A 17,351-nucleotide genomic window follows, 5' to 3' on the forward strand; every position below is an offset into this window, starting at 1 on the left:
GCTGCCGCGTGTGAACCGTACGGATCGGCTTTACGCCCTCGTCGAGGACCTGCGGGCCGTCTCGCCCCGGCCCCGGTCTGCCCGTGAGCTGGCCGAGAGGTTCGAGGTCAGCGTGCGCACCATCGAGCGCGACGTCGCCGCGCTCCAGGAGGCCCGCTTCCCCATCTACGCCGAGTTCGGCCGCCGGGGCGGCTACGTGCTCGACACCCGCCTGTCGCTGCCACCACTCAACTTCACCCCGGAGGAGGCGGTCGCCATCGCGATCGCCCTCAGCCACGAGGAGTTGCCGTTCGCCGACCAGGCCAGAAGCGCCCTGCGCAAGGTGATGGCGGCGATGCCCGACGGCGAGGGCGAACGCGCCAAAGCGCTGGCCGAACGGGTCCAGCAGATCCGCGACGACGACCGCCCGGCCGACCCGATCGCGACCGTCATCGACACGGCCGTCCTGACGGGCGTGGTGCTGCGGATCGGCTACGCCGACGCGAAGGGCGTGTCGAGCGAACGCGAGGTCGAACCCGGGGTCTTCGTCGGCAACCGCCGAGGCGAGTGGTATCTGGTGGGCTGGTGCCGGCTCCGCGAGGCGGTCCGCGTCTTCCGCCTCGACCGCATCGCCGACGCGGAGACCACCGGCGAACGCGCCCCGACCCGCCCCCCGGCCACCTTCGCCGCGGAGGCGGGTCTCCTGCGGCAGCCCGCGTTGAGCTGACTCCTGGTGACGATCAGAAGTCGAAGACGCTCCCGGTCACGCTGATCAGCCCGCAGCGGTTACCGAAGGTCTTCTGCCACGAAACCCGTTGTCCCTCCCAGATCCCGGTCGCGGTGACCGCGTGCGGGTGGTACTCCTTCGTGCAGATGGCGTCGGGGTTCACGTTGAGCGCCTCGAACCGGCCCCCGACCGAACGCAGCAGCTCACACGCCTCGGCGGCTTTCGGATGCAGGCTTCCGACACCGCCGCAGATCAATGTGGTGGTCACCGGCGCCCCACCGGCGACGCTCCGGCTGAGCACGAGGGCCGAGGGCGCCTCGGCGGCGGCGGGTGAGGCGGCGAACAGCGGAATCGCGATGAGGGCCGCGGCGAGAACAGTACGCATGTGATCTCCATTTCTTTCCTGATAGTTACGGATGGTAGTCACCAATGATCAAGGAGTCATGGAGTGTCGCGAAATGATCACGGCCGGTCTCGGGGCGGGCCGATGACGCGATCATGAAAGCGTGCGCAAGCGGTGGTGGCTCTGGATTCCGGCGATCGTCCTGGCAGGCGTCATCGGGGCGCTCTACCTGCTGGGTTCGCACGCCTCCGGCACCCAGATCGGCAACCCCATCCGGGCACATGACGGGAACGTTCCCGCGATGGCGTTCGGGCGGATCGGCGGGCTTCCCATCGCCGTGTCCGGTGGAGAGGACGGCACCATCCGCGTGTGGGACCTGACCGCCGGCGCGCAGCGCGGTCCCGCGCTGGGAGGCGGGGGCGACGAGGTGACCGCCCTCGCGTTCGGCGAGGCGGGCGGCGTCCCGATCGTCGTCACCGGCGGATACGACGGCGTCCAGGTGTGGGATCTGACCACCGGGAAGCGGCGTGGCCCCAGTTTCGGCTCGCCCGACGTGAGCGTGCGTTCGGTGGCGCTGGGGGAGGTGGACGGCGTCCCGGTCGCCGTCTCCGGCGCGGACGACGGCGCCATCAGGGTCTGGGACGTGGCCACCGGCGAACAGCTCGGCCCCGCGCTCACCGGCCACGGCGACACCGTGAACGCGGTGGCGTTCGGCCGGATCGACGGCGCCCCGATCGCCGTCTCCGGCGGCGACGACGGCACCGTACGCGTCTGGGACCTGACCACCGGGAAGCAGCGCGGGCCCGTGCTGGACCCGAATCCGGGCTGCTGTTCCAGGGTCGTCGTGACGGTGGCGTTCGGGGAGGTCGAGGGTGTCCCGATCGCCGTCTCCGGCGAGTACAGGTCGGTGCGGGTCTGGAACCTGGCGACGGGCAAGCCCTACCGCAAAGCTCTCAAGGGCGATCACGGCATCGTCAACGCGGTGGCGTTCGGGCAGGTGAACGGCGTTCCGGTCGCGGTCGCCGGCGGAGACGACACCCTGCTGCGGATGTGGAGCCTCAACAGCGGCAGGCGGGTCGACCCGTTCCGGGGCCGGGAACCCGCGCCCCTCCACTCGACCATGTCCTTGGCGTTCGGGCGGGTCGGCGGGGCGTCCGTGGCCGTCACCGGCCTCAGCGACGGGACCGTCCGCGTCTGGGACCTCGCCGGCGGCGGCCAGCGTGGCCCTGCGATGCGCGGCCACACGGGTGACGCGCACGCGGTGGCGTTCGGAGAGGTGGACGGGGCGCAGGTGGCCATCTCCGCGGGTGACGACGACGTCGTCCGGGTCTGGGACCTCACCGGCGGCACGCAGCGCGGCCCGGCCCTGGCGGGCCACTCCGGCGACGTGAACGCGGTGGCTTTCACCCGCCTGGAGGACACCCCGGTCGCCGTCTCCGGCGGACAGGACGGCAGCCTGCGCGTCTGGGACCTGACCACCGGGAAGCAGCACGGCCCCCGCCTGGAGGCCGAGGCCCGCGCCGGGAGCGGGTGGATCTTCGCGGTGGCGTCCGGGCGGATCGACGGCTCTCCCGTCGTCGTCTCGGCCGGTGACGACGACATCGTGCGGGTCTGGGACCTGACCACCGGGAGACAGCGCGTCCCGCCGCTCGAGGGCCACACCCGTGGCGTGTGGGCGCTGGCGTTCGGAGAGCTGGACGGCACCCCGGTCGCCGTCTCGGGCGGCGCCGACGCCACCATCCGGATCTGGGACCTGACCACCGGGGAGCAGCGCGGCGCCCCCATGAAGGGCCACACCTCGCCGGTGCGGGCGCTGGCGTTCGGCCAGGTGGACGGGGCGCCCGTCGTCGTCTCCGGCGGTGACGACGACACGGTGCGGTTCTGGGATCCGCGGACCGGCGCCGAGCGCTCGCCGGCCCAGAAGGACGTCCTGCGCGTCTCGTCGATGACCTTCGGGGAGGTGGACGGCACCCCGGTCGCCGTCTCCGGCGCCTGGGACGGGACGGCCCGGGTCTGGGACCTGACCACCGGCGCCCAGCGCGGCGGCGCGCTGAACGCCCGGGCCGGATTCGTGAACGCGGTGGCCTTCGGGCGGTCGGACGACGCCCCGGTCCTCCTCACCGGCGGGGAGGACGGCGCGATCCGCTACTGGCGGCTGAAATGACAGCTGAACATTCGGCCGGAATCCGAAACCAACAATGGCGGCGCCCCCGCACATCCGGGTGAGTTAGCCTCTGACCATGAGAAAACTGGTTGAATTACTGGGCTTCTTATTCCTCATTCAGGGCGCCGGCGGTCTGGTCTATGAATGGATCGGCTGGTTCCGTCTCTGGGTCGTCGTGAGATACCTCGATTTCCTCCAGGGTTACGAGATCGTGGCGAACATCGGCCTGATCGTGCTCGGCCTGCTGGTGCTGACGGTGGCCTGGAGCGTCAGCAGGAAGGCCTGACCTGAAGATGGCGGCGCGAACCCCCACTGTGGTGGGTGAACCGTTGTGGCTGACCGTCGTGGCCTGGACCGTCCTGCCCGTGGCCGGGGCGGGGCTCGGCTGGCTGGTGAAAGTCGCCGGGGTGTGGGCGGCCGAACTGCCGTGGGCCCCCTACCAGGAGATCGTCGATGTGGTGGTGCAACTAGTGCCCGAGCCGTGGCTGACGCTCGTGATGTGCGTCGTCGGCGGGCTCGCGGGCCTGGTCGGGGCGTTCCTGCTGCGCCGCGCGGGGCTGTCGGTGACGCTCGACGGCGACGTGGTGCTGCTGCGGCGGGCGGCCTTCACCCAGGAGGTGCCCCGGGCCGACGTGGCGTCGGTGTTCTGGGAGGAGGGCCACCTCGTCCTGCTGCGTCCCGGCGGCGGCGAGGTGGCCCGCGAACCGTGGGATCTGAGCGTCGGGCCGATGACCGAGGCGTTCCGCCGCCACGGCTACACCTGGCTGGAGAGCGACCCGCACCGCGCGGATTTCCGCGAATGGACCCCCGGCGAACCCGAACTCGACGCGCCCGTCAACGCGGTCCTGCGGGCCCGGCAGATCGTGCGCGAGAAAGTCGGCGACGGCGACGCGGTCCGCGAACTCCGCGACGAGCTGGCGAAACTCGGCGTCGTGGTGCGCGACGCGGAGAAAGCGCAGTTCTGGCGGAGAATTCCTTAGTCCCGGCGAAAGCCGGAATGGCGGATATCGAAGTCAGTAGCATTTCCGCGCCGCGGACTTCGGCCTACAGGCACGGCAGTCGGATCGTCACGATCAGCCCGCCGCCCGCTCTCGGGCGGGCCTCCGCCGTTCCGCCGTGGGCTCTCGCGATGGCCCGCACGATCGACAGGCCCAGGCCCGCGCCCCGTGCCGAGCCCGTGCGGTCGGCGTCGAGGCGGATGAAGGGGTCGAACAGCCGGGCGGCCTGGGCGGGGGCGATCTCGCGGCCGGTGTTCTCCACCGACACGTACGAATGACCGGCCGCGTTGCCCGTGCGGACGGTCACCTCGGCGCGGTCGTCGTTGTAGGCCACCGCGTTGTCGACCAGGTTGCGGATCATCCGCTCGAGCAGCACCCCGTCACCCACCACGGGCGCGGGAAACTGGCGGGGCAGGGTCAGACCGTGCGCCAGCAGGGAGGGGTGCGCGAGTTCGGCCAGGTCGCCGGGCTCCTTGCCGGTCAGGTCGCGTTCGCTCAGCGCGAGGGTCAGCAGGCCCTCGATCAGGCGTTCCTGGCGGGAGTTGGACGCGAGCAGCTCGTCGCGCACCGGGCGCAGCGCCGCCGGGATCAGCCCGTCCGACATGGAGACCTGGAGCAGCGCGCGGTTGATGGCCAGCGGGGTGCGCAGTTCGTGGGAGGCGTTGGCGACGAAGCGGCGCTGGCCGTCGAAGGCGTTGTCGAGGCGTTCCAGCATGGAGTCGAACGTGTCGGCCAGGTCTTTGATCTCGTCGTTCGGGCCGGCCATCGAGATGCGCCGGTGGAGGGTGTCGGTGGACAGGCGGCGAGCCGTCTCGGTGACGCGTTGCAGCGGGTCGAGGGCGCGCTTGGCCACGTACCAGCCGACCATCAGGCCGCCCAGGCCGACGAGCACGGCGGCGAGCAGCGACCACTGGACCAGGGAGCCCAGCACCGTCTCGTGGTAGTCGTCGACCTGCTTGTTGAAGTAGAAGAGCTGCTTGTCGCCGGTGAGCGGCGGCAGGTCGTCGAGGGGCAGCCGGATCGTGACGCGGCGGCTGAGCTGGTTGCTGACGATGATGTAGTTGATCATCACGAGGGCCAGCGCGGCGGCGCAGAACAGGCCGCCGTAGACGAGGGTGAGCCGCACCCTGACCGGCACGCGGGTCACAGGCGGTATCCCGCGCCGGTGATCGTCTCGATGACGGGCGGGTCGCCGAGCTTCTTGCGCAGGGTCATGACGGTGACTCTCACGGAGTTGGTGAAGTAGCTGATGTTCTCGTCCCAGGCCTTCTCCAGCAGGTCCTCCGCGCTGACGACCGTCCCGTCGGCCCGAAGAAGGATCTCCAGCACGGCGAACTCCTTCGGGCTGAGACCGACGTAGCGCCCGTCCCTGAACACCTCGCGGCGCGCCGGGTCGAGCGTCACCCCGGCCCGCGCCAGCACCGGCAGGTGCGCCGACGGCACCCGCCGGGCCAGCGCCCGGAGGCGGGCGACCAGCTCGGGGAAGTCGAAGGGCTTGGGCAGATAGTCGTCGGCGCCGATCGACAGGCCTTCGACCTTCGAACGCAGGTCGCCCGCCGCGGTCAGCATGATGATGCGGGCCGGGATCCGTTCGGCGACCAGGCGGCGGCACACGTCGTCACCGTGCACCGCCGGAAGGTCGCGGTCGAGCACGATGACGTCGTAGTCGTTGGTCATCGCGCGTTCCAGGGCGGCGTCGCCGTCGTGCACGACGTCCACCGCCATCGTCTCCCGGCGCAGCCCGGCCGCGACGACCCGGGCCAGCACCTTCTCGTCTTCGGCCACCAATACGCGCATGGTCCGCATCCTGCCGGTGCGGGGGTAAACACCGGTTAAGCACTGCTGAGGGCGAGGGTGGGCGACATGCGGGCGGCGCGCATCGCCGGATAGATCCCGGCGACCGTCCCGACGAGCAGCGTCGCCGCCATCGCCCCGCCCGGCGCCCAGACCGGCACCGTCGGGGGCAACCCCATCCAGGTCGCGTACGCCACCGTCACCGCCCCGCCCAGCAGAGCTCCGGCCACACCACCGAGCCCCGACAGCAGCAGCGACTCGGTGAGGAACTGCCCGCGCACCTGCCCCCGGGTCGCCCCGAGCGAACGGCGCAGCCCGATCTCCCGGCGCCTCTCCAGCACCGAGATGACCATCGTGTTGGCCACCCCCACCCCGCCGACGAGCAGCGCGACCGCGCCGATCCCCAGCAGCAGGCTGGTGAACGCCGAGTCGGCCGCGGCCCGCGCCGCCAGCGCGTCGGACGGCCTGCTGACCTCGACCTCCTCCGGGCTCTCCGGACTCGCTGTCGCCGGAAGAACGGCCCGGACCGCGTCGACCTGGTCGGGGTCGGTCCGCGTGTAGATCGTGGTCGGGTGCCCGTCGAAGTTCAGGTACGTGGCCGCCGCCCCGAACCCGACCAGCGCCGACCGGTCGACCTCCGGCGCCAGCGGCGACGCCGCGAGGATCCCGACGACCGTCCACCACCGGCCGCCGATCCACACCTGCTCCCCGGCGGCCCGCACCCCGAGCCGCTCCGAGGCCACCGCCCCGAGCACGACGGCCCGCTGCTCGGCGGTCGCCTCGTTCAGCCAGACACCGGTCGCCGGAGAGGTCTGCAGCGCCCGCAGCAGGTCCTCCGACGCGGCCCGGGTGGTCAGCCCGCCGGTCTGGTGCGGGTCGATCCGGTCGGTGCGGTAGACGGGGTTCCCGGTGTCGCCGGTCGCGCCCGCCACCTGGACGGGCCCGATCCGCCCGACCATCGCCGGCGCCGTCTCCGGCAGCGAGGTCGGCTCACCGAACAGGCTCTGCCCGGGGGTGACCCGCAGCAGGTTGGTGCCGAGCCGGTCGAGCTCGGCCAGCAACTGGGCCTTGGACGACGACGACACCCCCACGACGGCCACCATGGTCGCGATGCCGATGGCGATCCCGAGCGCCGACAGCACCGCCCGCGCGGGCCGCGCCCGCAGCCCCGCCGCACCGACCCTGACCAGGTCGCCCCACGTGAGCCGGGCCGGTCGCAGCTCAGCCATCGGACACCACCGCCCCGTCGCGCAGCCTGACCCGGCGAGGCGCCGCAGCGGCCACCTCGGCGTCGTGAGTGATGATCACCACGGTCGTCCCGGCGGTGTTCAGTTCCCGGAGGAGCGTGAGCACCCCCGAACCGGAGACCGAGTCGAGATTCCCGGTCGGCTCGTCGGCCAGCAGCAGCGCCGGTTCGCCGACGACGGCACGCGCCACCGCGACCCGCTGCCGCTCGCCACCCGACAGCTCGTTCGGCCGATGACCCAGCCGATGGCCGAGCCCGACCCGGTCGAGCGCCTCGGCGGCCCTCTCCCTGCGTTCGCGGCGATTCGTCCCGGCGTAGAGGAGTCCCTCGGCGACGTTGTCGAGCGCGGTCACCCCGTCGGCCAGGTGGAACTGCTGGAACACGAACCCGATTTGCCGGGCCCGCAGAGCCGACAGCTCCCGGTCGGAGAGCGTGGCGACGTCATACCCGGCGATCTTCACCGTGCCCTCGGACGGCCGGTCGAGCGTGCCGATGAGGTGCAGCATCGTCGACTTGCCCGACCCCGACGGCCCGACGATGGCCAGCAGTTCCCCCGATTCGACATGGAGATCGACCCCGTTCAGGGCGCGCACACCTCCCGAATAGATCTTGGAAGCCCCGGCCAGCTCGATGACGGCGGGCACCTCGGCCGGACCGGCCTCATCGAGCGCGGTCATCCGACGGACACCCCGGCTTTCATGGATCGCGCTCATTCGGCGGGCACCTGGACCTTCATGCCCTCGGCCAGGCCCGGGCCCTCGATCTCGACCCGCCCCGCGGCGAACAGCCCGGTCGTGACCACGACGGCCGCGCCCTTCTCCACCTGGACGCCGTAACCGCCCTCGCGCAGCGCCAGCAGCGCCTCGACCGGCACCGACAGCACGTCCTCCCTGGTCTCGCTGGTCAGGGCGACGTCGACCGGAGCCTGGTCGAACCGCCCGAGACCCCCTGCGGCGGTGATCTCGACGTCGACGGTCGCCTCGCCGCCCTCCTGCGCGGGCGGTCGCGCGACCGTGCCGATCGAGGTGATCCTGCCTTTTCCGGTACGCCCGTCGGGAGTCTCCAGCGTGACCGCCGCACCCAGCCTGGCGAGCTGCTGGTCGGAGGCGGCCAGGTCGACGTGGACGACCCGCTTCGTCCCGGTCGTGGTGATGACGGAACGCCCGGCTGGCATCCCCGCTTCAGCGGTCACCCCGGCGACCCGCACCGCGCCGGAGGCGATCACCACCTGCTCGGGCCCGACCACACCGGTCTCGTCGAGGTTCCGGTCCTCCTGCCAGTCCTGTACGGCCACCTGAGTGGACCAGGTGAAGTCATGGTCGACCGTGCCGGGGTCGTAGCCGAGCGCTTCGAGGTTGCGCTCCAGCTGGAGGACGTCGCGCCCGGAAACCCCGTTACTCAAGGGGCGGTACATGGGCGTGGTGCCGTACATCAGGGTGACGGGCTTCCCCGAAACGGAGTAGAGCGTCTTTCCGCGACGGACGACGGCGCCCTCCTCGGGCGTCCAGGTGACCGTCCCCTTGGCCGCGTTGGGCAGCTCACGCCGGTTCTCGTAGCCGAGGGTGCCGGCGACGGTCTCGGCGTCGGCCAGGTCCCCCCGGGTGATCTCAGCCGTCCGCACCGGGGCCGGGGCCGGCGTCACCGGCTCGTCGAACGAGGCCGCCACGACCCCGCCACCGGCCAGCGCCGCCACCGCCACTCCCCCGGCGAGCAGCCCCTTCCTCACTGCGGTCCCCCGCCGGGCAGGTGCTTCTCGCAGATCTCCTGCGCCTTCTTCGCCTCCGGGGAGTCCATGGCTCCCTTCGGCCCGCCGATGAGCACGCGCCCGCCGTCGACTTTCGGGTCGGGCAGGTCGACGCCGTTGTCCCGCATGCATTTCGTGTATTTCTGGACGGCGTCCGCGAATTCCGCGTCGTTCACTTTCGGCCCACCCCCGATAGGCCGATACTTCGCGCACTCCTTGTCGGCCTTCTCGACGGTCGCCGGGTCGACCCCCTGCCCCACGCGCACCCGGACGGCGTTGCCACCAGGCTCGGGATCGGGCACGTCGATGCCGTGCTCACGCATGCACTGGGCGAACTTCACCCCGTCCCCGGACGCGGTCGGACTGGGCGCGGCGGCCGACGCGACCCCGCCTCCGGCGGTCGCCACCCCACCCGCCTGATTACTTCCACAAGCCGCCAGGAAAAGCGGCAGCGCCGCGATGACGGCCATTCTGATTCGGGTCATGCGAACTTTATAGCGAGACCCCGTTAAACACCCATTAAGCGTTTTTGCTTATCTCATGTTTATGCGCACAGAAAAGGCCCGTCGCGAACGACGGGCCTTACTCGTTTCCGCGGGTGACTTCTGCTCCGGATGGCGGTCGGCCACTCCGGAGGCGTAACGGAAAATGCACTTCGAGACGACGGACCCGCGCCGATGAGCGGACCGGCTACTGGGGCGGGCGGTTGCCGAGTTGGCGGCGGAGCTGTTCCAACTCGCGCTCCAAGTCGGCGACGTTCCGGTCCTGCGGCTGCTGCGGCGGCTGGCCGTAGGGCTGGTGCTGCGGGAGCGGTCCACCCCCGGGCTGGGACCCGTGCTGGGACCCGTGCTGCTGACCGTAGGGGTTGCCCGGCTGCTGGCCGTGCGACTGCTGGTAGGCCTGGTAGGGCTGCGACGCGGGCCGGTAGCGGGTGGTGCTCTCGGCCGGCGGGAGCGAGTGGGGCTGCGGCGGCTGGTAGGCCGGGATCTGCTGCGCGGCGGCCTGGTAGGGCGGGGCGCCGTTGTAGACGGGGATCTGGCTCCGCCTGGCCCGCTTGCGGCTCTTCACCAGCAGGCGGAGCAGCACGAGACCGAGCAGGATCGCGACGATCACGCCGCCGCCGATCAGCAGCCAGAAGCTCGACGACTGGGGCGTCTCGTCCTTGCCGGCGGTGATGAACTGCTGCGAGTTGGTGATGTACTCGGCGACCCACGGGTGGGTCGGGTGCAGCGCCTGGACCTCGCGGAAGATCGGCAACGCGGCCGAGTAGTGGTGCAGGAAGAAGGCGTCCAGGGCCGCGTTCCAGCGGGTCGTGGTGGCCGACGCGGTGGGCTTGATGCCCTTCTCGTTCAGCTTCTCCTTGACGACCGACACGGGCAGCACGAACGACTCGTTCTCCGAGGCCTCCCCGCCCTGGGAGACGGTCCCGGCGATCAGCATGCCGACGACGTTGCCGTCCTTGGAGAACACCGGCCCGCCGGAGTTGCCGTGGTAGGAGGGAGCCTGCGTCTGGATGTACGGCACGCCCTTGTCGGTGGTCCGCAGCGCGTTGTACGGCCCCTCGGTCAGCGCCGGGTCCAGCTTCGACTCCAGGCTGAAGAACGGGGTGTTGGTGACCAGGCCGGGGAACCCGCTGATGTAGACCGTCGACCCGACCTGCACGTCGGTGTCGTTTCCGAGCGGCACGGTCGGCAGGTTCTGCTGCCCGTTGACCTTGAGCAGCGCGTAGTCCTTGCCGGGGTAGCTCTCGCCGACGTCGACGAGCTCGGCGACGATCGGCTTGGCGGTCTTGTCGACGCCTCCGCCCGGGTGGGCCTGCAGCACCGCGATCTCTTTCTTCAGACCGTCGACCTGCATGTTGGCCGCGTTGAAGTTGATGAAGAGGTTCTCGGCGAGCTTGATCATCTCTTCGTCGGGCGAGAGGTCCTTGACCATCTCCAGGATGCCCTGCGCGTCTTCTTCGTAGAACTTGGTCAGCGCCTGCTGCGCGAAGACGTCGTTGAGCTCCTTGTCGCCCATCTCGACGCAGTGCGCGCCGGTGACCATGTAGCCGTCCGGGGTGACCCACCAGCCGGTGCACATGCCGCCGACCTCGGCGTCCACGACGCGGTTCGGCGTGCCGGGCACGAGATAGGCGCCCACGTTGGCGTTCATCTGCTCGAACATGTACTTCGCGATGCTGCGCTGGTCCTGCGCGATCTTCCCCGCGAGCACGTCATTGGTGATCTTGTCGACGAGGGCGTAGAGGTTCGCCTCGTTGACGGCCGGCGTGGGCACGCTGACCTGGCCGGTGTAGGTGAGGCTGGTGAGCTGGACGGCGGGGTGGGTCTTCGCGGCGAGCCTGGTGCCGATGGGGACGTCTGGCGTCTCATCGGCGTACGCGGGAGAAGCGGCGAGCACCGACACCGCCGCGGTGGCGACGATGATTTTTCTGAGGTTCACGAAACAGATCGTCGGCCAGGCGCCTTGTCCACCACTTGTGAGTGACTTGGGGTTTCCATTACCTGAGGGAAAACCCCAGGGCAGACCCGGTGGCGGCGTCCGGTGGCGCGTTCCTAACGTGGGACGCATGGCCAAAGCCGTCCCGCCCGGGACCATCACCATCGACGGCCGCCACTTCGTCGCGGCCGTCCTTCCCGATGTGTACGACGCCCGCGACCTCCTGTACCGCCCTCTCCTGCGGCCGCTGCCGGACGCGGTGGACAACCGCGCCGATCGGCGGGTCCTCACCCAGGAGGGGGCCTCCTGCACCGGCCACGCCCTGGCCGCCGTCATCGCCTCGGCCCGGCGGGGCCTGGCGGTGAGCCCGTACATGCTCTACCGGCTCGGGCGGCGCTACGACGAGTTCGCGGGTGAGGAGGACATCGGCTCGTCGCTGCGCGGCGTCCTGAAGGGCTGGTACCACCACGGCGTCCTGCCCGAGGCTGCCTGGACCGTCCCCGACCCCGACCTCAACGACCCGTTGATCGCGGCGGAGGCCGCCCGCGTCCCCATGGGCGCCTACTACCGGGTGACCCCGGGGAACCTCGACGACATGCAGTCGGCCATCGCCGAGGCGGGCGCGGTCTGCGTGTCGGCGGTCGTCCATGAAGGCTGGATGGACCCGGTCGTCGAGGACGGCGCCCACGTCATCCGCCGTCAGAGCGGCCACCAGTCGCTGGGCGGCCACGCCTTCGCGCTGGTCGGCTACGACGAGACGGGGTTCCTCGTCCAGAACTCCTGGGGCCCCGCTTGGGCCGGGAAGGGCTTCGCGACGCTCCCGTACGCCGAATGGCTCGACACCGCCTACGATGCCTTCGCGGTACGCCCAGGCGTCCGGGGCACCCCCCTGAACACCCGCACCCGGCCGTCAGATGACACCCAGGCGGGCGTGTCGGCCGTCGACCTGGCCCCCCATGTCGTGAACCTCGGCAACGACGGCCGCCTGGCCAAGATCGGCTCCTTCGAGAGCTCCCCGCGCCAGATCGAGACCGCCTTCACCCAGATGGACGCGATGCACGCCAAGTGGGGCGGCCCGGAGCGCCACGTGGTCCTCTACGCGCACGGCGGCCTGACCAGCGGCGGCAGCGGCCAGGAGATCGCGCGCCGGGACCTCGACTGGTGGCTCGCCAACCAGATCTACCCCGTCACCTTCGCCTGGCAGACCGGCGCGACCGAGACCCTCCTCGACCAGCTGGCCGACCTGGCCGGCCGCTTCCTGCCCGCTGGAGGCCCGGCCGAATGGCTGGCCGAGCAGGCCGACCGCGCGGTGGAGGTGCTGGCCCGGAGCAGCCTGGCCTGGGCCTGGGACCAGATGAAGCAGAACGCGTGGGCCGCGTCCACCCCGGTGTCCGGCACGGTCGACTGGACCGCGACGCGATCCACCCAGCCCGGCGCCACCCTGACCGCGCTGGCCCTGAAGAACCACGTGCACCCCGAGACCCGCGTCCACCTGGTCGGCCACAGCGCCGGTTCGATCTTCCTGGCCGCGCTGGCGGAACGCCTCGTGGCGGCGGGGATCCCCATCGCGTCCACGACCTTCATGGCCCCCGCGATCACCGTGGCGGACTTCCGGCGCACCCTGGGGCCGCTGCTCGGCAAGATCGGCCGATTCACCACCTTCGCCCTGACGGACGAACGTGAACTCGACGACGTGTGCGGCGCCGTCTACCGCAAGTCGATCCTCTACCTGGTCTCCCGGGCCTTCGAACGCCCTGAGCAGGCGGGCGGGGAGGTCCCGATCCTCGGCATGGCCAAGCATCTGGCCGCCCTGAACCTGCCCCGGTCGCAGGTGGTCCTCTCGGGCACCATGACCCCGATCACCGACCACTGCGCAGCCAGGGGCCACACCGATTTCGACACCGACCCGGCGACCATGACCTCGGCCCTGCTCCGCATCCTGGGCCGGCAGGCCCTGGACGCGTCGCTCACGCCGTACCACTGAGGCATGTACTGATGGTGTGTACCATCAGTACATGCTGACTGTCCTGATCAAGGTCGTGGGTACCGTGCTGGTGACCGCGCTGATCGCCTACCCCCTCTACGCCCCGCATTCAGGCATGGGCATCCTCGGTGAGGTCACCGCCGCCGGTCCCGTCGGCGGGTTCGCCTTCGTCGCGGCCTTCTTCGGGCTGGTCACCCTCTACTGCCGCGCCCTACAGCGCACCCTCGTCCTGGCGGGCGCCGACCGCCCGGCCTCGGTGTGGTGGATGTTCGCGATCCCGTACAACTTCACCGAGGACTTCTTCATCGTCGGGAAGGTGCGCGCGGCGCTGGCCGGACGCGTCACGCCGGAATTCCTGCGCTGGTGGACGGTCCTCGGGTACGGCTGGTGCGCCTTCCAGATCCTGTCGCTGTTCCCCGGCCCGGCCGGCTACGCCGGAGGCGCGGTGGCCATCCCCCTCTGGGCGGCACACTGGATCATGACGTCCCGCGTTCAGCACACCCTGGGAACCTGATGCCGCTGCCTCGTTTCGACCGCCTGCCCGCCGAGTCGCGGGCCGCGATCCTCGCGGTCGCGCGGGCCCACTTCGCCAGAGACGGGAAGGACGCGGCCTCGTTCAACCAGATCATCGCCGACGCCCGCATCTCCAAGACCTCGGCCTACCACTACTTCGACGGCAAGGACGACCTGTGGTCGGCCGTCGTCGCCGACGCCTCGGAACGCGCCCTAGAGGTGCTCGGGCCGTGGCGGCCGGTGGAGTCGGCCGGGGCCCTGTGGGAGCAACTGCGCTCGGGTTCGGTACGCCTGTCGGCCCACCTGCGCGACCATCCCGACGACCGGGCCGTGCTGGCAGCGGGCGGCGACGCCGGGAGCGGCGGGTGGATCACCGACCTGGTCGCCGACGGGGCCCGCATCGGGGTGATCGACGTGGTGCCGGGGATCGAGGCCGCCACGGCGGGGGTGTTCGCGGCCATGGACCGGTGGGCCCTCACCGACCCCTCGGCGCCCGGCTCCGCCGAGCCGCTGCTCGTCCTGCTCGCCCGCCTGTGGGCGTCCCCGGCGTGAAACGGAAAGGCCCCCGAACCATCCGGGGGCCTTTCGGAAAAGCAGGGCCGATCAGACGCCCATGGTCTCCGTGTCGTTGGTCTCGGCGGTCTCGCCGATCTCGGTGACACCGTTCTTGAGGTGGTAGCGCCCGATCGCCTCGCGCAGCGTCTCCGGCTTGACCTCGCCGCGCTTGGCGAGCTGCGTCAGCACCGCGAGGGTGATCGACGCCGCGTCGACGTGGAAGTGGCGGCGCAGCGCCGACCGCGTGTCGGACAGGCCGAAGCCGTCGGTCCCCAGCGACGTCCAGTCGCCCGGCACCCACTGCGCGATCTGGTCCTGTACGGCCCGCATGTAGTCGCTGACGCCCACAAACGGCCCAGGCACATTGGACAGCTTGGTCGTGACGTAGGGCACCTTCTGCTCGACGTCAGGGTTCAGCAGGTTGTACTCCTCGCAGTCGAGGGCGTCGCGCCGAAGCTCCGACCACGAGGTCGTCGACCACACCGAGGCGGCCACGCCCCACTCCTCGGCCAGCATCCGCTGCGCCTCCAGGGCCCACGGCCCGGCGACACCGGAGACCAGGATGTTGGCCTTGGGGCCGTCACCCTGCGCCGGGGCGAAGAGGTAGAGGCCCTTCAGCAGGCCCTCGACGTCGAGGTTGGCCGGCTCGGCCGGCTGCTGGTAGGGCTCGTTGTAGACGGTCAGGTAGTAGAAGATGTTCTCGGCGTTCTCGCCGTACATCCTCCGCAGGCCGTCGCGCACGATGTGGGCCACCTCGTAGCCCCAGGCCGGGTCGTAGGAGACCGCGCCGGGGTTGGTCGAGGCGATGAGCGGCGTGTGGCCGTCTTCGTGCTGGAGGCCCTCGCCGTTCAGGGTGGTGCGACCGGCCGTGGCGCCGATGAGGAAGCCGCGGGCCATCTGGTCGGCCATCTGCCACATCTGGTCGGCCGTCCGCTGCCAGCCGAACATCGAGTAGAAGATGTAGATCGGGATCATGTGCTCGCCGTGCGTGGAGTACGCCGAGCCGACCGCGATCGTCGAGGCCATCGAGCCCGACTCGGTGATGCCCTCGTGGAGGATCTGACCCTCGGTCGACTCCTTGTACGACAGCAGCAGATCCCGGTCGACGGCCTCGTAGGTCTGGCCGTACGGCGAGTAGATCTTGGCGGTCGGGAACATGGCGTCGATGCCGAAGGTGCGGGCCTCGTCGGGGATGACCGGCACGAAGCGGTGGCCGATCTCCTTGTCGCGCATGAGGTCCTTGAGCAGGCGGACGAACGCCATGGTGGTGGCGACGTTCTGCTTGCCCGAGCCCTTGGAGAGCTGCTTGTAGGCGTCGTCGCCCGGCAGCTTGAGGTTCTTGGCCCGTACTACTCGTTTGGGCAGGAAACCGCCGAGCGCGTGGCGGCGCTCCTTCATGTAGGCGATCTCGTCGCTGTCCGCGCCCGGGTGGAAGTAGGGCGGCAGGTCGCCTTCGAGGTCCTTGTCAGGGATCGGAAGGTAGAGCCGGTCGCGGAACTCCTTGAGTTCGGCCTTGCTCAGCTTCTTCATCTGGTGGGTGGCGTTGCGGGCCTCGAAGTCCTTGCCCAGCGTCCAGCCCTTGATGGTCTGGGCCAGGATGACCGTCGGCTGGCCCACGTGGTCACGGGCCGACTTGAAGGCCGCGTAGACCTTGCGGTAGTCGTGACCGCCGCGCGACAGCTTGCGGATCTCGTCGTCGGACAGGTGCTCGACCATCCGGCGCAGACGCGGGTCACCGCCGAAGAAGTGATCGCGGATGTAGCCGCCGTTCTCGACTGAGTAGGTCTGGAACTGGCCGTCGGGCGTGGTGTTCATCTGGTTGACCAGCACACCGTCGACGTCGGCCGCCAGCAGCGGATCCCAGTCACGGCCCCAGACGACCTTGATGACGTTCCAGCCGGCCCCCCGGAAGTACGACTCAAGCTCCTGGATGATCTTGCCGTTGCCCCGGACCGGGCCGTCCAACCGCTGAAGGTTGCAGTTGATGACGAAGGTCAGGTTGTCGAGTTCCTCACGGGCCGCGAGGCCGATGGCGCCGAGCGACTCGGGCTCGTCCATCTCGCCGTCGCCGAGGAACGCCCACACATGGCTGCGCGAGGTGTCCTTGATCTTGCGGTCTTCCAGGTAGCGGTTGAACCGCGCCTGGTAGATCGCGCCGATCGGCCCGAGGCCCATGGAGACCGTGGGGAACTCCCAGAAGTCAGGCATGAGGCGCGGGTGGGGATAGGACGGAAGCCCCTTGAACCCGTGGGACAGCTCCTGCCGGAAGGCGTCGAGCTGGGTCTCGGTGAGGCGGCCTTCGAGGAAGGCCCGCGCGTAGATTCCCGGGGCCGCGTGGCCCTGGAAGAACACCTGGTCGCCCGACTCTCCGTGGTCCTTGCCCCGGAAGAAGTGGTTGAAGCCCACTTCGTAGAGGGACGCGGCGGAGGCGTAGGTCGCGATGTGGCCGCCCACGTTGGTGCGGGCGTTGGCCCGGGTCACCATGATCGCGGCATTCCACCGGGAGTACGCACGGATGCGCCGCTCGACGTATTCGTCGCCGGGGAACCACGGTTCGCGTTCGGGGGCGATCGTGTTGATGTAGTCGGTGCTGCGCAGCCCCGGGACGCCGACCTGATGCTCGCGCGCCCGTTCAAGCAGGCGGAGCATCAGGTAACGCGCTCGGGTTCGCCCCTCCGTCTTGACGACGTTGTCGAGCGACTCAAGCCACTCCTGGGTCTCGCTTGGATCGACATCAGGAAACTGGCTGGGTAGGCCGTCACTGATGATCGAGAAACGCTGGCGTCCGGAAGCCACTGGGTCTCGCCTTCCGAGAATGGACTTTTGTCGGTCTAGGGTTCTGGTTCCATCCTGGCTGGTCCTTAC

General features: G+C 70.3%; 16 protein-coding genes. 7 read left to right on the forward strand and 9 right to left on the reverse strand.

Translation table 11 applies throughout. The features are described 5' to 3' along the window. The first annotated feature begins 10 nt into the window (after positions 1-10). Entirely contained in the window at positions 11-706 is a 696-nt protein-coding gene (locus AW272_RS14575; RefSeq protein WP_066364571.1) for a helix-turn-helix transcriptional regulator, read from the forward strand. Between the two features lie 13 nt (positions 707-719). Here the strand turns inward: AW272_RS14575 and AW272_RS14580 are convergent, their stop codons facing one another. Next, a complete protein-coding gene (locus tag AW272_RS14580) occupies positions 720-1,091 on the reverse strand; it encodes an SSI family serine proteinase inhibitor (RefSeq protein WP_066364576.1) in 372 nt (123 codons plus the stop codon). Between the two features lie 121 nt (positions 1,092-1,212). On the opposite strand from AW272_RS14580, the gene AW272_RS14585 reads away from it, so the two are divergent. The 3 genes from AW272_RS14585 (at position 1,213) to AW272_RS14595 (ending at position 4,193) form a co-directional block, all read left to right on the forward strand. Further along, positions 1,213-3,213, forward strand: a complete 2,001-nt coding sequence (locus AW272_RS14585) for a WD40 repeat domain-containing protein (RefSeq protein ID WP_066364577.1) — start codon at positions 1,213-1,215, stop codon at positions 3,211-3,213. Between the two features lie 76 nt (positions 3,214-3,289). Continuing rightward, the gene (locus AW272_RS14590; protein WP_066364579.1) at positions 3,290-3,499 is read left to right on the forward strand and encodes a hypothetical protein; all 210 of its coding nucleotides are present in this window, start codon (positions 3,290-3,292) and stop codon (positions 3,497-3,499) included. 7 nt (positions 3,500-3,506) lie between these two features. Next, positions 3,507-4,193: a YqeB family protein gene (locus AW272_RS14595; protein WP_066364580.1), complete on the forward strand. Its 687-nt coding sequence runs from the start codon at positions 3,507-3,509 to the stop codon at positions 4,191-4,193. A gap of 64 nt (positions 4,194-4,257) precedes the next feature. Here the strand turns inward: AW272_RS14595 and AW272_RS14600 are convergent, their stop codons facing one another. The 7 genes from AW272_RS14600 to AW272_RS14630 form a co-directional block, all read right to left on the reverse strand. After that, positions 4,258-5,358, reverse strand: a complete 1,101-nt coding sequence (locus tag AW272_RS14600) for a sensor histidine kinase (protein WP_066364582.1) — start codon at positions 5,356-5,358, stop codon at positions 4,258-4,260. Next, entirely contained in the window at positions 5,355-6,008 is a 654-nt protein-coding gene (locus AW272_RS14605) for a response regulator transcription factor (protein WP_066364762.1), read from the reverse strand. The genes AW272_RS14600 and AW272_RS14605 overlap by 4 nt, the downstream gene beginning before the upstream one ends. A 35-nt stretch (positions 6,009-6,043) precedes the next feature. After that, entirely contained in the window at positions 6,044-7,234 is a 1,191-nt protein-coding gene (locus tag AW272_RS14610) for an ABC transporter permease (RefSeq protein WP_066364586.1), read from the reverse strand. After that, complete coding sequence (locus tag AW272_RS14615; RefSeq protein WP_066364588.1) at positions 7,227-7,928, reverse strand: ABC transporter ATP-binding protein; 702 nt, start codon at positions 7,926-7,928, stop codon at positions 7,227-7,229. Before AW272_RS14615 ends, AW272_RS14610 begins: the two co-directional genes overlap by 8 nt. A 32-nt stretch (positions 7,929-7,960) precedes the next feature. Next, complete coding sequence (locus AW272_RS14620) at positions 7,961-8,977, reverse strand: peptidoglycan-binding protein (RefSeq protein WP_066364590.1); 1,017 nt, start codon at positions 8,975-8,977, stop codon at positions 7,961-7,963. After that, positions 8,974-9,480, reverse strand: coding sequence for a hypothetical protein (locus tag AW272_RS42040; protein WP_066364592.1), 507 nt, complete (start codon positions 9,478-9,480; stop codon positions 8,974-8,976). Before AW272_RS42040 ends, AW272_RS14620 begins: the two co-directional genes overlap by 4 nt. A gap of 205 nt (positions 9,481-9,685) precedes the next feature. Continuing rightward, positions 9,686-11,437, reverse strand: a complete 1,752-nt coding sequence (locus AW272_RS14630; RefSeq protein WP_066364594.1) for a S1 family peptidase — start codon at positions 11,435-11,437, stop codon at positions 9,686-9,688. A 127-nt stretch (positions 11,438-11,564) separates the two neighbouring features. Between AW272_RS14630 and AW272_RS14635 the strand changes: the two genes are divergently transcribed. The 3 genes from AW272_RS14635 to AW272_RS14645 are packed head-to-tail and all read left to right on the forward strand — an operon-like array spanning position 11,565 to position 14,483. After that, entirely contained in the window at positions 11,565-13,418 is a 1,854-nt protein-coding gene (locus tag AW272_RS14635) for a C1 family peptidase (RefSeq protein ID WP_066364596.1), read from the forward strand. A gap of 31 nt (positions 13,419-13,449) precedes the next feature. Further along, positions 13,450-13,932 (forward strand): hypothetical protein, encoded by a 483-nt coding sequence (locus AW272_RS14640; protein WP_066364764.1) that lies wholly within the window; start codon positions 13,450-13,452, stop codon positions 13,930-13,932. Continuing rightward, positions 13,932-14,483, forward strand: coding sequence for a TetR/AcrR family transcriptional regulator (locus AW272_RS14645; protein ID WP_066364597.1), 552 nt, complete (start codon positions 13,932-13,934; stop codon positions 14,481-14,483). Before AW272_RS14640 ends, AW272_RS14645 begins: the two co-directional genes overlap by 1 nt. Before the next feature lie 51 nt (positions 14,484-14,534). On the opposite strand, the gene aceE is transcribed toward AW272_RS14645, so the two are convergent. Then, positions 14,535-17,282, reverse strand: coding sequence for a pyruvate dehydrogenase (acetyl-transferring), homodimeric type (aceE, locus tag AW272_RS14650; protein WP_066364599.1), 2,748 nt, complete (start codon positions 17,280-17,282; stop codon positions 14,535-14,537). Positions 17,283-17,351: the final 69 nt, after the last annotated feature.

It is taken from the genome of Herbidospora mongoliensis (genome assembly GCF_001570545.1).
GTDB lineage: Bacteria > Actinomycetota > Actinomycetes > Streptosporangiales > Streptosporangiaceae > Herbidospora > Herbidospora mongoliensis.